The 21,614-nt window shown below is 54.4% G+C and carries 20 protein-coding genes and 1 riboswitch; of the genes, 3 read left to right on the forward strand and 17 right to left on the reverse strand.

What is annotated here, in order from left to right:
* Window positions 1–64 precede the first annotated feature (64 nt).
* From MHI43_RS26130 to MHI43_RS26140, 3 genes are all read right to left on the reverse strand, one after another.
* Window positions 65–3,139 carry an ATP-binding protein gene (locus MHI43_RS26130; RefSeq protein ID WP_341283176.1) on the reverse strand — a complete coding sequence of 1,025 codons (3,075 nt, stop codon included), beginning with the start codon at window positions 3,137–3,139 and terminating at the stop codon, window positions 65–67.
* A 210-nt stretch (window positions 3,140–3,349) separates the two neighbouring features.
* Window positions 3,350–3,841 carry a hypothetical protein gene (locus MHI43_RS26135; RefSeq protein WP_015737173.1) on the reverse strand — a complete coding sequence of 164 codons (492 nt, stop codon included), beginning with the start codon at window positions 3,839–3,841 and terminating at the stop codon, window positions 3,350–3,352.
* Window positions 3,842–4,015: 174 nt separating this feature from the next.
* Window positions 4,016–5,173, reverse strand: a complete 1,158-nt coding sequence (locus MHI43_RS26140; protein WP_036662794.1) for a response regulator — start codon at window positions 5,171–5,173, stop codon at window positions 4,016–4,018.
* 185 nt (window positions 5,174–5,358) lie between these two features.
* Between MHI43_RS26140 and MHI43_RS26145 the strand changes: the two genes are divergently transcribed.
* Window positions 5,359–5,703, forward strand: a complete 345-nt coding sequence (locus MHI43_RS26145; protein WP_009589352.1) for a hypothetical protein — start codon at window positions 5,359–5,361, stop codon at window positions 5,701–5,703.
* 60 nt (window positions 5,704–5,763) lie between these two features.
* Here MHI43_RS26145 and MHI43_RS26150 read toward each other — a convergent pair whose 3' ends face one another.
* Entirely contained in the window at window positions 5,764–6,240 is a 477-nt protein-coding gene (locus MHI43_RS26150) for an N-acetyltransferase (RefSeq protein WP_051425344.1), read from the reverse strand.
* A 150-nt stretch (window positions 6,241–6,390) separates the two neighbouring features.
* Window positions 6,391–6,891 carry a GNAT family N-acetyltransferase gene (locus MHI43_RS26155; RefSeq protein WP_009589361.1) on the reverse strand — a complete coding sequence of 167 codons (501 nt, stop codon included), beginning with the start codon at window positions 6,889–6,891 and terminating at the stop codon, window positions 6,391–6,393.
* 185 nt (window positions 6,892–7,076) lie between these two features.
* Between MHI43_RS26155 and MHI43_RS26160 the strand changes: the two genes are divergently transcribed.
* Complete coding sequence (locus MHI43_RS26160) at window positions 7,077–8,165, forward strand: Xaa-Pro peptidase family protein (protein ID WP_015737177.1); 1,089 nt, start codon at window positions 7,077–7,079, stop codon at window positions 8,163–8,165.
* A gap of 131 nt (window positions 8,166–8,296) precedes the next feature.
* On the opposite strand, the gene MHI43_RS26165 is transcribed toward MHI43_RS26160, so the two are convergent.
* The 11 genes from MHI43_RS26165 to cobD all read right to left on the reverse strand — a co-directional run bounded on the left by MHI43_RS26165 (window position 8,297) and on the right by cobD (window position 19,573).
* Complete coding sequence (locus MHI43_RS26165) at window positions 8,297–9,691, reverse strand: L-cystine transporter (protein ID WP_015737178.1); 1,395 nt, start codon at window positions 9,689–9,691, stop codon at window positions 8,297–8,299.
* A gap of 212 nt (window positions 9,692–9,903) precedes the next feature.
* Window positions 9,904–10,725: an adenosylcobinamide-GDP ribazoletransferase gene (cobS, locus tag MHI43_RS26170; RefSeq protein ID WP_015737179.1), complete on the reverse strand. Its 822-nt coding sequence runs from the start codon at window positions 10,723–10,725 to the stop codon at window positions 9,904–9,906.
* Complete coding sequence (gene cobU / locus MHI43_RS26175; RefSeq protein ID WP_015737180.1) at window positions 10,722–11,300, reverse strand: bifunctional adenosylcobinamide kinase/adenosylcobinamide-phosphate guanylyltransferase; 579 nt, start codon at window positions 11,298–11,300, stop codon at window positions 10,722–10,724. The genes cobS and cobU overlap by 4 nt, the downstream gene beginning before the upstream one ends.
* Window positions 11,297–12,367: a nicotinate-nucleotide--dimethylbenzimidazole phosphoribosyltransferase gene (cobT, locus tag MHI43_RS26180; protein WP_015737181.1), complete on the reverse strand. Its 1,071-nt coding sequence runs from the start codon at window positions 12,365–12,367 to the stop codon at window positions 11,297–11,299. Before cobT ends, cobU begins: the two co-directional genes overlap by 4 nt.
* 65 nt (window positions 12,368–12,432) lie before the next feature.
* A complete protein-coding gene (locus MHI43_RS26185) occupies window positions 12,433–13,218 on the reverse strand; it encodes an ABC transporter ATP-binding protein (protein WP_015737182.1) in 786 nt (261 codons plus the stop codon).
* Complete coding sequence (locus MHI43_RS26190) at window positions 13,215–14,261, reverse strand: iron ABC transporter permease (protein ID WP_015737183.1); 1,047 nt, start codon at window positions 14,259–14,261, stop codon at window positions 13,215–13,217. The genes MHI43_RS26185 and MHI43_RS26190 overlap by 4 nt, the downstream gene beginning before the upstream one ends.
* Window positions 14,258–15,262 (reverse strand): ABC transporter substrate-binding protein, encoded by a 1,005-nt coding sequence (locus MHI43_RS26195; protein ID WP_015737184.1) that lies wholly within the window; start codon window positions 15,260–15,262, stop codon window positions 14,258–14,260. The genes MHI43_RS26190 and MHI43_RS26195 overlap by 4 nt, the downstream gene beginning before the upstream one ends.
* Before the next feature lie 255 nt (window positions 15,263–15,517).
* Window positions 15,518–15,721, reverse strand: a riboswitch (cobalamin riboswitch).
* Between the two features lie 152 nt (window positions 15,722–15,873).
* Complete coding sequence (locus tag MHI43_RS26200; protein WP_036662792.1) at window positions 15,874–16,668, reverse strand: histidine phosphatase family protein; 795 nt, start codon at window positions 16,666–16,668, stop codon at window positions 15,874–15,876.
* Complete coding sequence (cbiB, locus tag MHI43_RS26205) at window positions 16,659–17,636, reverse strand: adenosylcobinamide-phosphate synthase CbiB (protein ID WP_015737186.1); 978 nt, start codon at window positions 17,634–17,636, stop codon at window positions 16,659–16,661. The genes MHI43_RS26200 and cbiB overlap by 10 nt, the downstream gene beginning before the upstream one ends.
* Window positions 17,633–18,367, reverse strand: coding sequence for an adenosylcobinamide amidohydrolase (locus tag MHI43_RS26210; RefSeq protein ID WP_015737187.1), 735 nt, complete (start codon window positions 18,365–18,367; stop codon window positions 17,633–17,635). The genes cbiB and MHI43_RS26210 overlap by 4 nt, the downstream gene beginning before the upstream one ends.
* A gap of 81 nt (window positions 18,368–18,448) precedes the next feature.
* Window positions 18,449–19,573 (reverse strand): threonine-phosphate decarboxylase CobD, encoded by a 1,125-nt coding sequence (cobD, locus tag MHI43_RS26215; protein WP_015737188.1) that lies wholly within the window; start codon window positions 19,571–19,573, stop codon window positions 18,449–18,451.
* A 175-nt stretch (window positions 19,574–19,748) separates the two neighbouring features.
* Here cobD and MHI43_RS26220 point away from each other — a divergent pair, with 175 nt between their 5' ends.
* Window positions 19,749–20,750 carry a lipoate--protein ligase gene (locus MHI43_RS26220; RefSeq protein ID WP_015737189.1) on the forward strand — a complete coding sequence of 334 codons (1,002 nt, stop codon included), beginning with the start codon at window positions 19,749–19,751 and terminating at the stop codon, window positions 20,748–20,750.
* Between the two features lie 89 nt (window positions 20,751–20,839).
* On the opposite strand, the gene MHI43_RS26225 is transcribed toward MHI43_RS26220, so the two are convergent.
* Window positions 20,840–21,550 carry a metal-dependent hydrolase gene (locus tag MHI43_RS26225; protein ID WP_015737190.1) on the reverse strand — a complete coding sequence of 237 codons (711 nt, stop codon included), beginning with the start codon at window positions 21,548–21,550 and terminating at the stop codon, window positions 20,840–20,842.
* Between the last annotated feature and the right edge of the window lie 64 nt (window positions 21,551–21,614).

Consider the following 21,614-nt stretch of genomic DNA (forward strand, 5'->3'; position numbering starts at 1 on the left):
AACCTAAACCTGCGGCATTCGTCCAAGATTCAAAGACTATAGGTCTAATAGGCTCAGGCTTTGATTATGCCATCTTCTTGATGACAAATGACACCGTGGTTCCTCTGTCCCTTGAGCTGTCGATCATGAGGCCCTGCCCATAAATCTGCTTCAAACGGCGGTCCGTGTTCATAAGCCCGACTCCCTTGGTGGCGCGATGTCCGCTTCCCAGCATCCTTCGGAGCTTCTCGGGATCCATCCCCGCGCCGTCATCCGCGATGATCACCTTGGCTGATTCAGCCTCTCGTACGATGCGGATGGTAACGGTCCCTCCCTGGGTCCGTGCCAATACCCCGTGAACGACCGCATTCTCCACGATGGTCTGCATCGTCAAGGGAGGAAGCTTCCATTGCTGCACGGCAACCTCGTCGGAGATATGCCAACGGACACGCAGCCGTTCCCCGAACCGCTCCCCCTCGATATACAGGTAAGAGCGAACCAAGCCAAGCTCCTGCTCCAACGGTATGAAACGGTCCAGGTTGCTGATATCATAGCTGGCCCTCAGATAATGGCTGAATTCTGCGATGAGCGCAATCATCCGGGAAGGATCCACCTCGCTTAGCGAAGCGATCGAATTTAAGGTGTTGTGCAGGAAATGCGGCTGGATTTGGGCCTGGAGCCAAGCCGCTTCCATATGCAGCCTCTCCTTAATGGACCGCTTCAGCTCCAGCAAGGCGCGTACCCTCGTTTTTAATTCCAGGTGATCCACCGGTTTTATTAAGTAATCGTTAGCTCCCGAGATGAACCCCATATGTATGTCCTCCGGCCGATTTCTGGCGGTCAGCAGCAGGATGGGAAGCTCCGATAGCATATACCTCTGCCGAATCGTCCTGGACAGTTCATACCCCGACATCTGGGGCATCATCACGTCGGAAATGATAAGATCCCACTCTCCCTGCTCCAACAGCTGAAGAGCTTCCTCGGCGCGGGTAACGGTCACGATCCGATACCCCTCGTCTGCAAGCAAATGATGGATGACCTTCAGGTTAACCGGATCGTCGTCAACGATAAGCAGCCTGCCGTCGCTTGGACGGGCAAGCGCCAGAGCCTCCGATTCGGCGTCATCCTGTTCGTGCATATCTGACATATTCGATTGCGTCTCCTTCTCTTTCTCTGGATTTGAAGCCGGGGAGACCGCGATAAACTCCTGTTTATCCGCGTTCTCCTGCTTCATCATATCGTCCACTTTCAGCGTGAACGTAAAGTCGCTCCCCTGACCCGGAGCGGATGTTACGGAAATACCCCCTCCATGGAGCTCAACCAGCTGCTTGCTGATGCCCAGTCCAAGCCCCAAACCGCCTCCCGAAGCGGCAAAACCGGAATCTCCCTGCTCGTAGGGGAGGAATATTCGGCTTAACGTCTTTTCGTCCATACCGATCCCCGTGTCGCGAACGTGGACATAAGCCCTTCCTTCAATGACCTCGGCAGCCACCGTGATACGTCCCGCCTCCGTATATTTGATGGCGTTGTGAATCAGATTGAACATGATTTGAACCAAGCGGCTTTCATCTGCCCATACCTTGGGGCCATCCTCCGCGATCTCGCATACGAGCTCGATTCGCTTGCCTTCCGCCATCGTACGGAGCATGTCCAGCACGCCTTGAACAGCCGAACCGAGGTGAACGCTCTGCACATTCAACCGAACGCGGTTGTCCTTCAATAACGAAACATCCAACAAGTCGTCCAGGAGCAGTGACATCCGTCTGCCGATACCGGTGATCAGCTCCAACTGATTGCGATCCTCTTGCTCCAATACGCTCCCTTTGCGTTCCAGCAGCGTTTGCGCCATGTTGATGATGCCGTGCAGCGGATTTCGCAGCTCATGGGACGTATTCGCCAGAAACTCATCCTTCATCTTGTCCGCTCGCTGCAGCTGCTCGGCCTGTTCCCTAAGCATGACGCTGTTTCTGGTAAACCGGATAAACCAGAAGGAAGCAAACCCGAGAAACGCAACGATCAGGTCGATCGGGTAAAAAGGCAGTTCCTTAAAATACCGGAATCTTAAAATTCCGCTTATCATAATGTTGCAGGAAACCGCAACCGCCGACAGCAGGATGAAGATCGCTGCTTCCTTCCGCTCGCTGACCGCCTTCCTGGCTAACGAAGGCACGAACAGCACGGCGCTTATCAATACCACCGACAAATATTTAGAGAGATGGACCATCAGATGAAACGGAAGCAGCAAATAGACTGCGGCATACGAAACCACAAACACCGTGTAAGCACGGTAAAAGCCCTCCTTGATCCTCGGCTTTAGCAAATGCTTGGTGCACAGAATCAAACATAAAGATATCGCGACATAAGCAATAACCTTAAGCTTCACCGCCCACTCGAAAGGAATGCCGGGCAGCCACACCAACAGAAGCTTATCATCGTCGCTCAGCGTAGCCAGCAGCGTAAACAGAATAAGCCCGGCAAAATAAAAAAGCCCTCTGCTTCGATAGCCGATCAAGTACAAAATAAAAACATAGATCACATGGAGCAATAGCACGATGCACACCAGCAGCTGCATGTTCTCGGAGAAGGCTTTTCCCCTCATCACCGCTTCCGCCGTTCCGAATTGGATCGGCAGCCGGATCCCGCCTGAATCGGCATACTGATAGTTGCTCACTTCCACGATGATATCCAGCTCATCACCGCCGGTCGGGGGGATGAGCTCCATATGGGGGATGATCCTGGCCACGTGGGTCTCTGGCAGATCGGACGGATGTCCTGATTCGTGCAATAATTTCCCGTTTACATACAAACGATAGGCTGTACGGATATCGCTGATCCAGATGCCGTAAGTTTTGTTCCGATCCGGTACGAGCAGCTTGAGGCGGTAAGTCCCGTAGCCGATTTGGTTTCCGTTCTCGTTCACGCCCTCCCATGGCCCCGGAACCTGTATCCAGCGCGGGTCGGCGGCAGCCGGCTCTCCTTGGGACGCTCCATCCGGGCCCTTCCATTGATTCGGATAAAAGGCCCACTCCCCGTTGAGGGCGACCCTGCTCCGATCATCCGCCGGCCAAGCCCGAAGATCCAGCACGCCTTGCCGGAATGGACGTTCCTCGGGTACCGTAATGGTGTTGAACCAGACCAAGCGCACGGAAAGTAAAATCACGATAAACAGAAAAGTAATCCCCAGCAACCTTCTGCCGGAGACGGGCTTCGATTTGATATTGGAATAGATCGACAATAGTAACAGTCCTTTATATAACGTATTGTAAGAATCAATAACACTACATAACTGTCCATTATTTTACATCGTTGCGATGCAATTGTCTGTCCCATTCCCTAAAGTTCGCATGAATCCACGGGTTCGTCAGGCCGCCTAAACAATCGAAAGCGTTTTGCCCGAACGCTGAAGAGGCTGATGCGGGCATAATTCGTCAGCGGATACATGCTTCACCGTATAGTAGGAGTAGAATCTTTTTCTCCCGGAAGCTTCATAAATCCACGAAAAAAAGTCGAATATCGAATCATCCACCCATCTTCCGTTATATTCGATTAACGACCGCAAATATGGAATCTGAAGCTTCACGCCTCCATTCCACATGAAGATAAACGTATTAAACTCGGCATTTTTTTGCAGCAAAAAATGAACGGTACGCTCATCCAGCAAAAACTTCTCCTGATCACACAGAAATACCGGTCCCTCGTCCGTAGCAACGATGCCAATCCGCTTGCCGTTGAAGTAAACATAGAAGCCTCGGCAATGCTGGACATCCTTAGTTGCATCCAGCTCGATCTCCCGAAACGTACCAAGCTCCAGCCCCATGGCTTTATGCAGCGAAGATTCCTTAAATTTCCGAATGAATTTCATAACCGAATATTGTACCTCCCGATTCTTATGGTTCACACTCTACAGTATAAGAGGCGGTCCTCTACAATTTCTGAACAGGAACCAAAAAGAACAGCCCTTCGGTTGACGCATACAAAAAAATCACCGGTCATAGCGGCCGGTGATTCCCTATCTTATGATTGCTTGGTAGATCATTTATTGTATATGGGTGATTTGGATTCCATCGCTCCACTCGTCATACCATTTCTTGATGTAAGGGCTTGGCTCCTCACCCATCTCATCTTCCAGCACTTGACGCAGCAGGCTGAATTGACGGTGTACCTGGGCTGGGTTCCCCTGCAAGCCGTATATTTTCATCAATGAAAAATAGGCCTTCTCTTCCAAGGGGTGCAGCCTCTGGATCGAGGCGAAGCACAGTACGGCCTCTTCGAAGCGTTCCTGATCCACATACCATTCCGCCATGGATAACGATACGCTGAGCCACAGCTCCTTCAGTCTTTGACGCTCGCCTTCCGCCCACCAATAATCATATTCCTGCAGATAATCGCCCGTATACAGCTTCATCATTTCAAGATGGCCATCTATCGAATCGGCCGACACCGAGGGGTTCGCCATGAACCAGTTCTCCCACTCCTCGATGTCCAGCTGCACGTCTTCCACATTCAGCACATAGCCTTCCGTCGTGTTGGTGATTTGAAATCGGGTATCATAGGGCTCCAATGTTTTTCGGATATGATAAATGGCGGTATACAGCTGGGGATAGGCCTTATCCATGTCAAACTCCGGCCATAGCATATCGATCAGTGCCGACTTGCGCACCAGCTGCCCCCGATGCTGCAGCAAGTAAATGAATATTTCCTGGGCCCGGGTTGTCCGCCAATGAAGCATGGCGAATTGCCCCTGCTCGTTCGGCTGTTCGATCATAACCTGGCGGAACATCGTCATCCGAATTTTACGATTGGGGTTCAGGACCTCTTCCGGTCTGGACGCAATGCGACTTCGCAACCGCTCCATCGTTTTGGCTACTCGATCGATCTGGACCGGTTTGACGATATAATCGACGGCATTCAATTCAAATGCGGTAACTGCATATTCGTGATATCCCGTCACAAATACAATGCAGAGATGGGGCTTCTGCTCCAGCAGCTGCTCCGCCAGCTCGATCCCGTTCAATTCCGGCAAGCTGATATCCAAAAACACGATATCCACGTCCCTTGCAAGAATTTCCTTTCGCCCCTCAAAAGGATTCGTATACGTACCGATTACATCTATAGGCATGGTATCCAGTTTTAACAGCTGACGTTCTAAATACTTCAAGGCCAACGGTTCGTCATCTACGAGAATTACCTTCATTCATATAACTCCTTGGATTGGAAAAATACGGTCCTATGTAAACTATATTGATTCCTGCGCACGGTTGCAACAATCGAAAGCATGTTTATGACAATATTCTCTTATTTTTTCACTTGAAAAACTCATAATTCCAAGTATAATACTTGGTATAAACAGGTTATACGTTTTCTAAGGGGGCATTCAACATGGAACATGGCGATAAAGAACCGACATCTCTGTCCCTTGATGATTATCTGGATCTTCTCAATTTGGCGATTCGCTTGGAAGATCGGAAGTGGCAAGCAGACATCATTCGTACGCTTCACCACATGCAGGAATCGCTGGGCGAGGAACAAGCGAAGTCGGAGGAATGCACGGAACAGGAGCTGTGGCAATGCGTGGATCAAATCAATGAACGGATGTCTGCCCTGTATCATGAATTGAAAGCAACAGACGATAAAGATATACAGCGGAAGCTGCTGGACCAAATGTGGGAGCTGAAAATTGCCCGGGTTGAGGTTTTTCGGAAAATACGCTCGATTTATCAATAAAGAACAAAGACGATAACTCCTTAGGGGTATCGTCTTTGTTTGTTCCGGATGCCCACTGCGTCAGGATAAATCCAAATGGTAATGCACAAATTCATCGTCCCGCTTATATCCTGCGGATTCATACAGGCGTTGAGCGGCCGTGTTGTGAAGCTGCGTCGAGAGTGTCAAGCCTTTGGCCTTGGTCTGAACGGCGTGCGCACGGGCTTGATGAAGCAGTTCCCTTCCAATGCCAAGCCCGCGATATTCGGAATCCACGTACAGATCATTCAGAATCCACAACCTGGACATGGATAGCGACGAGAAGGATGGATATAATTGTAGAAAGCCTGGCGTGGCCAGGGATTCACAGCGGGTGCAGTCCGCTAAATATATGACGGAATCGCCATGGGTCAGCCTTTCCCTGATATATTCCCGGGCCCCGTCCAGATCATCTTCCCGCTCATAAAATTGCCGATACTGATTCAACAGCGCTGCCGCTTTGTCCAGATCCTTCAGCTCTGCTTGATATATGCGAATCTCTGCCTTCACATCCTCCACACCCTTTTCGTCCCTTGTTTTCCCCAAGTGTACTGGATATCGGTTAAGGTTTGGAATGCAGAATACCATGAAGGGTTTGCACGTAGCTTCATCTTCGCGCTGCGATGACTTCTCTTATGGACCTTAAATTTATCCTTCACGTATCGGTACTTAGATCGCACGTCCTACAATAACCAGATCCCGCTTGACTCCGTCAAGCTCCGCAACCGCTGGGAGAAGCCCCCACTGGTCGAAGCCGAACTTCTTCAACAGCTTGAGGCTTGGTTCATTATGACCGAATACGAATCCGACGAGGTTGCTGACGCGAAGACGCGGGCACTCCTCGATGGCCTTCTGGATCAATAGGCTGCCGGCACCAACGCCGCGATATTTCTCGTTAACGTAGATACTGATTTCAGCTGTCCCGTTATAGGCGGGACGGCCATAGAAGGATTGAAAGCTCATCCACGCAACCAGCCCGTCATCAGATCGCATGACCCAAAGAGGGCGAAAATCGTTGCTGTGCTCTTCAAACCAGCGTATGCGGCTCTCCACCGTGACCGGCTCCAGATCGGCCGTTACTTTTCTGCTTGAAATCGTTGAATTGTAAATGTCCACAATGGCCGGCAAATCCTCTTTGACGGCATAATCGATACGGTATGGATGCGTCACGATGCTCTACCTCCGAATAGATGTCTTTATTACGAGATCTATTGTACAAGAGGTAACGGAAAAACGCTTCTATTTTCTCAAGCCGCGATTCATTCACGAGGAAAACTTTACTTACGCGATGGAACGCGATACCCTTACATTAACGGCATGATGAACGTCTTTGAGTAAAGAAAGGAATGAACAGGATGAACGAACGATTGCAAAGTTTGCTGTTATCCATGAAGGATCAGGGCTGGGATCATGTCCTGGTGACAGACCCCAAGCATGTTTATTATTTGACCGGCTTTGCGAGCGATCCCCATGAGCGCTTTCTCGGCCTGCTCCTCTCCCCCGCCAATGATCCGGTGCTGATCGTGCCGGCATTGGACGCGAACGCGGCCGAGGCCGCTTCAACCGTGAAGAACATTGTCACGCATCAGGATACCGATAACCCTTACCTTTTGCTTAAGGAACAGATTCAAGGCAGCGCCGGAACGCTGGCGCTGGAGAAGGATCAGCTGACCGTCTCCCGCTATGAACAGCTGCGGCAACATGTGAACGCGGACCGCATCGAAGATGTCGGCATTGCGCTGCGGGATCTTCGGATTCGAAAGTCTGCCGAGGAAGTGAAGATCATCAAGAATGCGGTGAGGCTGGTCGAAGATGTTCTGACGCAAGGCATGGCCCGGGTAAAAATCGGCATCAGCGAGCTGGAGCTTGTCGCGGAACTGGAATACTTGATGAAAAAGCTTGGCGCGGACGCGCCCTCCTTCGCCACGATGGTATTATCCGGCCCCAACACCGCCTTGCCTCATGGCGTTCCGGGTGCGCGCCGAATCGAAGCAGGGGATCTGCTCATGTTCGATTTGGGAGTATACGCCGGCGGTTATGCGTCGGATATTACCCGTACCTTTGCGGTAGGCGATCTGAAGCCGGAAGCCGTTAACATCTATGAGACGGTTCTTGCTGCGAATCTGGCCGGGATTCAGGCCGTCAAACCCGGCGTGACCTATGGCTCGATCGACCAAGCGGCACGCAAAGTGATTGACGACGCAGGTTACGGCCATGCCTTCGTACATCGCCTGGGTCACGGGCTTGGCATGGATGTCCACGAATATCCATCCGTTCACGGGTTGAATCAGGACATATTGCAGCCTGGGGCGGTCTTCACCATCGAGCCCGGCATTTACCTGCAGGGCGTCGGCGGCGTGCGAATCGAGGACGATGTCATCGTGACCGGCGATGGCGTCGAGGTGCTGACCTCCTTCCCGAAAGAACTGACCGTCATCGGATAAAGCATGTTAAGCATGAAAAAAAGCCCGAATCACCGTTTCGCTTACGGTATTCGGGCTTTCTCTATTCACGCAGAAGAGCCATCTTGCAGGCAGAAACACTGCCTGCAAGATGGCTCCCCTGGATGCGTTCATTATGCCTGAACCATATCCAGTTCAATGTTGTCGTCGTTATACACGTCTTTATCCACTTCATTCATGACTTTCCCGGTAATCACGCCGGCCGTCATGGAGTCATTCACGTTCAGTGCCGTCCGTCCCATATCGATCAGCGGCTCGACGGAAATCAACAGGCCTGCCAAGGCAACCGGCAGGTTCATCGTGGAGAGCACGATGAGCGATGCGAAGGTAGCTCCGCCTCCGACACCCGCCACGCCGAAGGAACTGATCATAACGACCACGATCAAGGTCAGGATGAACGACCACGACGTCGGATCCACGCCGGCTGTCGGTGCAATCATGACGGCCAGCATGGCAGGATAAATGCCCGCGCAGCCGTTCTGTCCAATCGTGGCGCCAAACGATGCCGAAAGGTTCGCGATGCCTTCCGAGACGCCCAGCTTTTTGTTCTGGGTCTGCACGTTAAGCGGGATCGTAGCCGCGCTGGAACGCGACGTAAAGGCAAAGGTCAGCGTTGGGAACACCTTCTTGACATACTTGAACGGATTAAACCCGAATATCGCCAGCAGCACCAGATGGATAATGAACATGGCGATCAAGGCCACGTATGAAGCCAGAACGAAATCGATCAGATTCATGATCACCGCAAGATCGGTCGTGGCGATCGTTTTGGCCATCAGCGCCAGAATCCCGTAAGGCGTCAGACGAAGCACCAGCGTCACGATACGCATGACCACGCCGTATACGGCGGAGATCATGTTGCGGAAGGTCTCCGCCTGCTCCTTGTTTTTACGGTCCAACCCGAGCACGGCGATCCCGATGAATGCCGAGAATATGACGACCGCAATCGTCGAAGTTCTTCGTGCTCCCGTCATGTCGGCAAACGGATTGCTCGGAATGAAATCCAGAATTTGCTGCGGCAGCGTACGGCCCTCGACATCCCCGAGCCGTTCTTGCAGCAGCGCGCCCTGCTGCTCCTCGGCAGCGCCGCCCTGAATATTGACGGCGGACAAATCGAACGCCAGCGCGGTCGTAATTCCGACAGCGGCGGCTACCGCCGTCGTCAGAAGCAGCACCGTAATGATCAGTCCGCTCATTTTGCCCAGGTTCTTTCCGCCCTTCAGCTTCATGATGGCCGATATGATCGACACCATGATCAGCGGAATGACCATCATCTGCAGCAGTCTGACATAACCGTAGCCAACCAGATTAAACCAATCGGTGGATTTCACCACCACATCGGAGGTCGAAGTGTAGATGAGCTGCAGTGCCACTCCGAACAACACACCCAGTCCAAGTCCGGCAAACACGCGTTTGGTAAACGAGTAATGCTTTCTCTGCATCCAGTACAAAATACCGACCAGCAGAATCAGAACAAGGACATTGATGATAACCCAAAGCGTTTCCATCCTAATGATTCCTCCCATTCTATAAATAAGGATATACTGCGTCATCCTCATGTCATAAGTGCGCTAGTATGTATTCATATCCATTTCATAGCCCACTCTAAACATATCATTACCCGTTTGAGAAAATTCCTGTCAAAAACGTTATTTTTCTGTTGACGTGAATTATGTCGACTATGTTGATCGGAATACCACCGCATTGCTCTACCATCATATCATGTAAACTTCAAAAGGAGAACTACCAAAATTAACACAATCGTTTCGATCCATTCATTCAACGCCCCGTAGGTATCTCCCGTCAGTCCCCCGAGTCTTCGGCTCATCCGTTCGGCCGTCAAACTTCCAACGGCCCAGGCTGCCAACGGGATGACGAGGATTCCTCCGATTCCAATCGCCGCAAGATCCAGTGTGCTTGTCGTGCACCAGAGAAGGCCTATGACAACCAGCGTTAACAGGATCGCGACTATGCCTGCCAGCGACCTCCTTCTAACGGACAGTCCGTGAAACAAAGCTGCCAGTCCCTCGCTTCCCCGTGCCATCGGCCATCGATACATGGCGTGGACCATAAACCAGCGGCTCCAGACCGGAGCGAGCACCAGCAGCCACGCTTCTTGCTTCCATACCCCCTCAGACAAATCCCAAACGGACATGATTAAGGAAGCTTTCAGAAGGAGCAGCAGCATGCAGGCCATGACCCCCATCGCGCCTACCCGGCTATCCTTCATAATTTCAAGCATTCGTTCGCGCGACCGATGGCTCAGCAGCGCATCCGCGCTGTCCATCCAGCCATCGAGATGAAGCCCTCCGGTTAATGCTACCCATGCAGCCAGCAGGATGACGGCAGCAGGAAAGGAAGGCAGCACAAAGCTTAAGCCCAGTCCCAATGCGGCAACGATAACACCTATGACTGCCCCTACGAAAGGATAAAAAACGACGCTCCGCTGTTGAACTTCGGGTGTAAAGGGAATTTCCCTCCGCACGGGAAGCCTCGATAAAAATTGAAAAGCGGCCGCAGCCGCTTCGATCATCTTGCTCATATCCGATACTCCCTGCTCTTGATTTCCATTGGGATTCCCGCGGTCACCAGAAATACCTCGTCACAGACCTGGGCCAGTCGTTGATTCATGATCCCTGCCCAGTCGCGATAAATCCGGCCCAGCGGATATTCGGGTACAATCCCTGAACCCACTTCGTTTGTTACCAATATAACCATGCCCGGGTATACCTGAACCGCTCTTGCCAGCCTGTCGATTTGAAGCCCCAGCCGTTCTTCCATGACGGCCGTGCCTTCAGGTTCGGCCTGCAGCAGCACATTCGTAAGCCACAGCGTCAGGCAGTCCACTACCACCGCAGGGGCATCCGAGGCTGACTGGCCGAGCGTTTCCAGCAATTCGGGCAGTGCGACAGGCTCCTCCACCGTCTGCCAACCATAGGCTGAATCCTGCCTGCGGTCTTGATGAATCCGGATCCGTTCCCGCATCTCATCGTCATAGGCTTGCGCAGTCGCTATATATGTACCGGAATCGGCGCGCTTCATGCACAGCTTCTCCGCGAACGAGCTCTTCCCGCTCCTCGCTCCGCCCGTAACCAACACGCTTCCACGATGACTCATACGGCTCCTCCGCTGATGCCGGCGCTTTCAAACGTCGCCATCTCGTTCACGATCCTGCACGCCGCCTCGACCAGATGAAGGCACAGCACACCGCCCGTCCCCTCGCCAAGACGCATGTCCATTTGCAGCATCGGCTGGAGTCCCAGCTCTTTCAGCAGAAGAACATGCGCCTGTTCATGCGAAACATGGGAAGCAATCATATAAGGAAGGGCATCCGGGCAGATCGATTTGGCAACCAACGCCGCGGCACTGGATATGAATCCGTCAATGATGACAGGACATCCATGAGCAGCCGCCCCCAGAATCAATCCGGCCAATCCGCCGATTTCGAAGCCCCCGACTTTGGCCAGCACGTCGAGCGGGTCGGCGGCATGAGGCGCATTGACTTGTATCGCCCGTTCCACAACCCGAATCTTATGGTTCAGCCGTTCATCCGTCACGCCGGTTCCTCGTCCCACAACCTCGGATGGCTGCTTGCCGGACAGAACCGAGAAAATAGCCGCGCTTGGCGTCGTGTTCCCGATGCCCATCTCTCCGGTTACGAACATCTGCGTGCCTTGTTTAACCAGCTCTGCCGCCACCTCAGCTCCGGTCACTACGGATTGCAGCGCTTCTTCCCTTGTCATTGCGGGTCCTTTGGCCATATTGGCGGTTCCTCTGCCAATATTCCGGGACAGGAGCCTCTCATGGGTCAGCTCGGTCGCTACGCCGATATCCACGCAATGAACGTCTGCCCCCGCTTGACGGGCCAGCACGTTAATGGCCGCCCCTCCATTCAGGAAGTTCATCACCATTTGGGGCGTCACCTCGGCCGGAAATGCGCTGATTCCTTCATCACACACCCCATGATCGCCAGCCATGACAACCACGGATGTTTTGGTAAACGAGGGCTTCATTTTCCCCGTGATTCCCGCTAATTGGATCGCCAGCGACTCCAGCTTGCCCAAACTGCCCGGAGGCTTCGTCAACGTATCCAAATAGGCGGCGGTTTCCGCCTGCGCCTCGGCATCCAGCGGTTTAATGTTAGCGGTAATTCCCTTCAAACGACTTGTGAGTGTATCCGTCAATGAAACGGCCTCCTTCCTCTTGCTCCTAAATCTTACAACGCGGCTGAACCTGCGGCAACACCGCTTTAGGACCAGGTGCTGTTCGCCGTTAACAGCACCTGCGGAGCCCCATTCTCGGGATGGGTCACGATGGAGGGCTCCACCCGGAAAATCCGTCGGATATACGCTGCCGTCAGCACGTCCTCCGGCTTGCCCACCCCTGCGATCCGTCCCTGATCCAGAACCAGCAGCTTATCGCAGAATTGAGCAGCCAGATTGAGGTCATGCAGTACGCTGATCACCGTTATGCCGGACGAGTTCCGCCACTCCGCCACCATATCCATGAACTGAAGCTGATAGCGGATATCCAGATAGGTCGTCGGTTCGTCCAGCATCAGCAGCGAAGGCTCCTGGACCATCACCTTGCCCAAAGCGACACGCTGGCGCTGTCCTCCGCTTAACTCGGTAAGCCGGCGCTCCTCCAGGCCGTTCAGATCCAGCTTTCGAATAACGGCCTCGATAAGCGGGGCCGCATCCTTATCCTCACGGCCAAGCCAGTTCAAGAACGGGAATCGCCCCATCTCCAGCACGTCCCGGACGGTAAAATCGGTAGGGTCGAGTCCCTCCTGCTGCAGCACCGCCACGATTCGGGCCATTGCCTTCCGGTTATAGCGTCCAAGCTCCTTGCCCAGAAGCGTCACGCTTCCTTCCGTAGGACTCTCCACGCCGGATAACAGCTGCATGAGGGTGGACTTGCCGCTGCCGTTCGGTCCGATGATCCCCCACCATTCCCCTTCGGCAATGTGAAGGTCCACCCCGGATAGAATCGACGCCTTGCCATAGGCTTTGCCAAGCCCTTGGGCCGTAATCATGATAACCCCTCCCTGCGCCGTTTTTTGTTCCGGTACAGCAGATAAGCAAAGAACGGAGCGCCTATGAATGCCGTGACCACCCCGAGCGGGATTTCCGTCGGCGCCAAGACGGAGCGTGCTGCCGTATCGCACCAAACCATGAAAATCGCGCCGCCCAGCGCCGACAGGGGAACAATCACGCGGTAATCGGAGCCGGTGATCAGCCGAATCATATGCGGCACTACAAGCCCGACGAACCCGATCACGCCGGAAACCGATACGGCTGCCGCGGCAAGCAGGGTAGCGACGATCAGCACGCTGGTCTTCAGACGATCGACATTCAATCCCATATGAGCGGCCTGCCGTTCCCCGAGCGACAAAATGTTAAGCGCCCGCGACCTGCTCCATAGATATACGAAACCCACTGCAAAATACGGGAAAAGGATGGCCGTATACGACCATCCGCGCATGCTCAGGCTTCCCATCGTCCAGTACAGGATTTGGTTCACCGTATCTTTGGACATCACCGTCAGAAACGAAACGACGGCGCCCAGAAATGACTGCATGACCACCCCGGACAGGATGAGCCCATGGATCGGCAGTTTTCCTTGATCCCTTGCCAGCAGCAAAACAGCCCATAGGGTGCCTGCTCCGGTCAGAAACGCTACAACCGGCAGTGTGTAACCTCCGGCAAAGGAATATTCCATTCCGAAAAAAATCAGGGATGCCGCGCCAAGCGCAGCACCCGAGGACACACCGAGCGTAAACGGATCCGCCAGCGGATTGCGAAGCACGCCTTGAAAGGCGGCTCCGGCCACCGCCAGGGAGGCTCCAACAAGCATCCCGAGCAGGATCCGCGGCAATCTCACCTTCATCAGGATTTGCTCGGAGGAAGCTTCCCAGCCTGGAACGATGGAATCGCCGATTCCCGGCAGCCGGTGCAGCAGCATCGCTCCAATCTCTCTCACAGGCAGGTGAACGGAGCCGATTCCGAGACTGACAACCAAGGTTAGCAGTAAAAGGATCAGGCCGGCCGCACCGAATCCTGCAAGTTTTTTACTCATGGATTCATCAATTCCGGATAAACGGCCTTCGCCACTTCTATCAGTCCTTGCGTCACGCGCGGGCCCGGACGGCTGAGCAGATTGGCATCCACGGAAATAACCTGATCGTTCTTGATGGCTTCGATCTGATCCCAGCCGCCGCGCTCCTTGATCAGCTGATCCAATGTTTTCTTGGTGGCTTCGTCCACCACATCGTCCGTGTACAGAATAACGTCCGGGTTCGCGGCGATGATGTTCTCCTCGCTGATTTCGAACCAGCCTTCCGCATCGCCGGCTGCATTGACGCCGCCAGCTGCGGTAATGATCTCATCCATGAACTCGCCTTTGCCGACGGTCCATCCCGGAGAGAACTCCACGTACACTTTCTTCTTGTCTTCATCCTTCACGGATTTCACGGCTTCCGTAACGGCAGCCAATTCCTGCTTCATCTGATCGACGACCGCTTTCGCCTCGGCTTGACGGTCCGTAATTTGACCGATCAGCTCGATGTTCTCCATCACCGCATCAATGGTTTTCGGATCGTTGACGAACAGGGTAACGCCAAGCTCGCGCAATTTCTCGGCATTCTGGGCATTCATCGAAGCCGCGAATACCACATCGGCGTCGGCTGCGATGATCGCCTCTTCATTCACCTGGAACCCGCCCAGTTTAGGCTTGGATTTGGCCGCTTCGGGGTAATCGTCGTTATCGGATACGCCAACGATCTCCTCATCCAGTCCCAATGCAAACAGTTTTTCCGTCTCGGACGGAGTCAGGGACGCAATCTTGGTCGGCGCTTTCTCAAACGTCATTTCCACGCCCGTTGAATCCTTGACGGTCAGCGGATACGTGGTCTTAAGCTCTTCCGCCGAATCCGCCGGCGCTTCGTTATTCTGCTCTTGCTGCTGTGCCGGCGGCGTCGCATCCTTCGGTGCTGCTTCTTCGCCGCCGCAGCCGATCAAGGCCAGGGCCATCAGTATGGCTACCAGAAGTACGGACCATGTTTTGTTTAATGCTTTCATCTCTTGGAATCCCCCTAAACATAATTGAGAACCTGGCGCAATGTGTCTAAATTCCTTCGACCGATCCTTAACTGGTAAGAAACGTTCAATCTTCATACCCCTAAGAAGCAAAAATCCCCGACTCCTCGATGACAAGGACTCAGGGATTACGTTTGTATCATAAGGACGCCGGGATAACCGTTCAACGATGGCGCCTTAAACTTCCGTCCGCATGGCTCCATGCGTCCGGTAAACGTAATCCTCTCCTCGAAGGACCGTCTTTCATTCGCTGAGGGCAGGTCTCCTGACTTGCAGGTTGTAACGACTTCTCCGCCTTCCCAAGCGCTAAAGGCTCAGTGGCATATGGAAAAGTCCCTGCTTCACAGTGGCGGGACCGTGCCGGACTTGCACCGGCTTCCCTATTAACCCGGCAGAAAACAATAACGCCCTCTGTCCGGGACCCTCGCAAATCATATGAATTTATGGATGATAGGCCAAGCATGGTTTCTCTGCACAAGATTATAGGCGATAAACCATCCCCTTACAACTGAAAGTTTCGGGCGTTTCGATTGCGTCATGACACCGATTTAGCCCGTTATCGCCTATTCCGACCGAAATCATACGTTTTCGTTTTATTCGCTTAACCGTACGCCCCGCCAGCGTGCTCCGTCCCATGTCAGCTGCAGCTTGAGCACCTCGCCCGGCATAACCGACGTCGCCCAGAATTCCGTATCCGGCACGGTAGCCGCTGCCATCTCCCGAATAACGCCGCCGTGGGTGACCACGAGCACGTCAACGCCTTCAGCGCGCGTTTCACGGCCATCATCACCACGCCTGGCCTCTGCCTCTGCCTCTGCCTCTGCCTCTGCCTCTGCCTCTGCCTCTGCCTCTGCCTCTGCCTCTGCCTCTGCCTCTGCCTGCGCAAGGGTATCCGGAGCTTCCTCCATATGCAATAATTCCTTCACATCCAAATGCAATCCCGACAAAAAAGCCTGGACGCGGGAACCGAAAGCTTCCCAGCTCTCCCCGCTGGGCGGCGTAACTTCCGCGGGGTTATCGATCCAGCGCCGGTAGAGGGAATCCGTCTTCAAATCCTCGTAGGTCTTTCCTTCCCAATCCCCGAAATCCAGTTCGCGCAGCCGTGGGTCATATCGTACGCCCGGTATAAACTGGCCCAATATGTCATCATCAGGAACAGCACCCCTTTTTGAATCCGATAAGATCACATGGAGCGTCTGCCGGCAGCGGAGGAGATCGCTGCAATAGATCCGGACAAAATGCCTGCAGCGAAGTTCCTCCCGCAGCGGGAGGAGCTGTTCCCTTCCCTCAGCCAGAATTCCCTGGTCCTCATGGCCGAGATAACGGCGCTCCTCGTTCCACAACGTGCGGCCGTGGCGGACCAGATGCAGGATGATCCTCATATCCATAGGCTTCCTCCTGCCGCGGCAGCAAGTCCGAGCACCGCGGTACCCAGCATCGTAAACAAAACCGATACGCCCACAAGCAGACGGTTTGTCACCCGGATATCCTCCGCTTCGAGCGGTCGGTCGGGGTCCCCCATGAAAGCCCGGAACGAGATTACGCCTTGGTACGAATTTTCGCCTCCCAGGCGAATCCCCAGGGCACCGGCAACGGCCGATTCCGGGAAGCCGCTGTTCGGACTGGGATGCTTACGCGCATCTCGTTTAACCATCTTGATCGCTTGTTTCCACTGCAGCGAAAACATCGCCGCCGCAACGGTCAACAGCCCGGCGGTCAGGCGTGCCGGTATCCAATTGGCGAGATCGTCCAGCCGGGCGGAGGCCCAGCCTAAATGCAGGTACTTCTCGTTTTTATAACCGACCATGGAATCCAGCGTATTCACGGCGCGGTAGGCCATCGCAAGCGGCGCCCCTCCGATCAAGGCAAAAAACAGCGGAGCGATGACCGCGTCCACGATATTTTCCGCAACCGTCTCCACCGTCCCCCGCACAATTTCCGGCTCATCCAAATGGGCGGTGTCCCTCCCGACCACCATGCTGAGCGCTTGCCTGGCCTCGGCGATATTCCCGGAACGAAGATGGCCGTAGACCTCCAATCCGGCCTCGCGCAGCCCCTTGATCGCAATCGTAGTCGCAATGAGAACGATCTCCGCACCCCAGGCAAGCCAAGGATGAATCGCTGCGCACAGCTCCAGCAGCAGCCAAGCCAGCACGAAGGAGCCGCCGGCCACGATCACCGGCAGCAATATCCCCGCCCGCTTCAGTCCCTGGGCGGAAGTCGTCCGCTGGCGTATCCACCCTTCGACCCGGCGGATCGCCTTCCCCATGCCGATGACGGGATGCGGCAGCCATCTCGGATCTCCGATCAGCAAGTCCAGCGCGACCGCCGCCCATATGACCCATACGACGGTCATATCCGATCCTCTCTTTCGGCGGCGATGCTCTCCGTGACGCTGTCGTAGACAAGACGTCCGATCATGCCGCCCAGATCGGTCGCGGTTCCGGCATAATGATGATTCACGTCATAGGCTGAATTGCCGCTGACCGCAAGGACCATCGCATCCGTCGTCGTTCCCGTGGCGGCGGCTCCGGTTTCATGATCCTTCACCCCCAGGTCATGCAGCGCCGCGGCTTTCGCTTCCGCTGCCGTCAGCATGGCGTTCACCATGCAAGCCGGCGTCAGCCTTCCGTCCACCGCCAGCACGACATTGATCGTGCCCGGCTGGTAAGCCGCGAAGGTCGTGCGTCTCGACCCGGCGCGGGCAGCATTGCCCACGCCCGCGGTAGTACAGCATAGAACGGAAGCTTGCTCGCCCCGAGCTTCCCGAATGGAGGCATATTTCAGTTTTACCGCCGTCATCAATCCTGCCGTGGAATCGGTCGGATAGCCGTGCCCAGCCATAAAGCTAACCATATCGTTTATCGGATCGCTGCAATCGTAATGCTTGTCGACATAACGGTTCACGATATGGTCCAAGTGCAGAAAACCGCCGCCGTATACGGCGCTGCTTATGGACGCAGCCGGACTCGGAAGCGAGATCCGAATATGCGGATGCTGCTGCTCCGAATCCAAGGACACGATGGCTCCTGGCCATGCATCCGAGTTATATGGACGATTGCTGCCTTTCAGAAAAGGTACTGCCATGTTTTTTCTCTCCCTGCTCCTTAAATATCTGAACCAACTGTACCTGTAGCGTTCTTCATATGGATCTGCTGCTAGAAATCCCTAAGTCGCGTCAGCAGAAGGATTTCCAAGGACCTCCGCGGTTATCGCCAGCAGTCTGTCGTTAGATCCGGCGTCCTTAACGGCTAACCGGATGTGGCGCTCACCAAGGCCCGGGTACATGGCGCAGCTGCGAACGAGCACGCCCCGCCTGCCCATTTCCTGCTGGAACGTCCCTGCATTCCAGGGCCGTGGAAGCTCCATCAGCAGAAAATTGGCCTCCCCCGGCGTAACGTCAAGCCCCAGCGCTCGTAAACCATGTATCAGCTTCTCGCGTTCCACGCGAATCAATTGCAGCGTATCCAGTTCATATTCCCTGCCGCTGCCAAGACAAGCCTCTCCCGCAAGCAGCGCCAGTCCATTGACGCTCCACGTCACCTGTTTGCCTGCCATGGCGCGTATCACGTCGGGGTGGGCAACCGTATACCCGAGCCGCAGGCCCGGTATCGCATAAAACTTGGTCATCGACCGGACAATGATCGTCCGCGGATAGTCCAGCAGTTCCGGCATCAACGTCTGTCTGTCCTCCGGCGGAATGAAATCGATGAAGGCCTCATCCAGCACCAGCCAGGTCCCTTCTTGCTCAGCGCATGCCGCCAGCTCGCGAATTTCCTCCAGGCTGTACTGAACCCCGTTCGGATTGTTCGGCTGTCCCACAAATACGAGATCCGTGCAGGCGATCAGCTCCATCATATCCGCCTTGTCCGCACGCCAGTCCCGCTCCGGCTGACCGCACACGGAGCGGATGTCCGAACCAAATTTCAAGGACAACTCCCGGTATTCGGAAAAACAAGGATCGACCACGCCGACCGTTCGAGGTTGCAGGCCCAGCAGCAGCAATGCCATGCACTCTGCAGCTCCATTCCCGACAAGAATGCACTGGGCATCGGTGCCCAATTCCTCTGCGAGCAGCCTCTTGAATTCGCGGTGCCCCGGATCCGGATAACGAATCACCGCGCTCATCCCTTCTTCTAACGCTGCCATGACCCCTTGTGGCGGTCCTAGCGGGTTAATATTCGCGCTGTAATCCAGAAAAGCCGAGGCTGCCCTTCCATATGCAGCCGCCGCCGTCTCCACGTCCCCGCCGTGTCCGTACACCTCGATCAAAGGTTGGTTATTATCGCTCATAAGGGTTCCTCCCGTTCCATGCCCATGGCTCTTGCAAGCCCTGCCGTTATGTAATGCCATCATTATGTCGCTACCGTCCCTGACTCGTCAACATGGAATGCTTTGTCTCTGCCTTCAAATTGGTTTACAATAGTCTGGAAGCACCACATTTTGAATTGTGACGACGGAGGATGCTATGCTATTTATCGATAATCAGGGGATTCACGACCCATCCATCAACCTAGCGATTGAAGAATATGCGCTTAAGCACTTGTCCATGGACGAGAGCTACCTTCTCTTTTATATCAACAAGCCTTCCATCATCATCGGAAAGCATCAGAATACGATCGAAGAGATCAACCAGGAATACGTTCGCGACAACAACATCCAGGTTGTGCGCCGGCTGTCGGGCGGCGGAGCCGTGTACCACGATCTCGGCAACCTGAATTTCAGCTTCATTACGAAGGACGACGGCCAGTCGTTCCACAACTTCCTGAAGTTCACGCAGCCGGTCATCGACTTCCTGCAAAAGATGGGCGTGCCAGCCGAGCTCAGCGGACGGAATGACCTGCAGGTCGGCGAGAAGAAAATTTCGGGGAACGCTCAGTTCTCGACGCGGGGACGCATGTTCAGCCACGGCACGCTCATGTTCGATCTGAATCTGGATGACGTGCAGGCCTCGCTGAATGCCAATCCGGAAAAGTTCAAATCCAAGAGCACCAAGTCCGTGCGCAGCCGCGTAGCGAACATCAAGGAGCTGCTTGGCACCGACATGACCATTGAACAGTTCCGCGCGGAGCTGCTTCGCTCGATCTTCGGGATGGAACCGGATCAAGTACCGCAATACGTGCTTCAGGAGAAGGATTGGGAGATCATCAACCAGATTTCGAAGGAACGCTACCAGAATTGGGATTGGAACTACGGGCTGTCCCCTGAGAGCAACGTGAAGCATGCGAGGAAGTTCCCGGTGGGCATCATCGATATCCGCATGGACATCCGTGAAGGGCATATCGGAGAGATTAAAATTTACGGCGATTTCTTCGGCGTCGGCGATGTCGCGGATATCGAGAATCTGCTTCGCGGCAAACGGTACGAAGAAACGGCGGTGCGCACCGCGTTATCCGGCATCGACGTCAAGCATTACTTCGGCAACCTCGAGCTCGACGATCTGATCGGCCTCATCTTTCTTGAGGAATAGATCCGGCTGAAATCTAAATAAGCCTCTCGCCCCGTATGCATTGCATAAGGGCGGGAGGCTTTTTCATTGTAAAACTGCATATCCCGGATTTAAGAAGCCATAAACACGTACCAAACAAGGGCCAGCGTCAGCACAATGCAGGCATTCTCTACCGTGCGTCCCCATTTGCTTCCGGTGCTCATGATCTTCAGCTTGATTCTCCATTTGAACGGAGGAAGCGGACGGATTCCGCGGTTGGTCAGCGCATCTGCGAGCAAATGAATCGAGTAGGATAAACCGCCGGCAAACCATAGGCTTTCCCCGCCGATCTTGCCCTGTGACGCAAAATACAGCAGGCCCGTCCATCCGGCTGCGGCGTAGACGGTATGGGTTAACCCCCGATGGGTCACCAAGGAGCCTGCAATCAGCACGCTGCCTGCGATCGTATTCCATGGGCTGAAGCCCTGCCCGAAGGAAATCAGTCCCAAGCCGATCAGGAACATGACGACATGGCGCAGCGTCCGGCTCGGCAGGTACGAAACAACCCCGATCAGCCCGGCCAGGGCGATATTCCAAGGCGCATACTCCTTGCCGTAGAATACGACGAATATGGCGGCGCCAATCATCGCCAGCTGAAGAATTCGCAGCAGCCCGGAAGGAATCGCCTTGCGCACCAGCAGGGAGTTGGGCTCGTCGATGTCGGGAAGCAGCGAGCTGACCAAAGCCACTGCCGCGGCAGGCAGCGTGACAGGCACTCCGCTCATGCCCATGACGGATAACGTGACCCCTGTGCTGATAATCAAATGAGCTCTGCCCATCATGATGACATTCTTCCTTTCTAAGCTCAATGCTGACTATGGAATCGATGGATCGCTTGCCGATCTC

The organism is Paenibacillus sp. FSL H8-0457 (assembly GCF_038051935.1).
GTDB classification, from domain to species: domain Bacteria; phylum Bacillota; class Bacilli; order Paenibacillales; family Paenibacillaceae; genus Paenibacillus_AQ; species Paenibacillus_AQ lautus_A.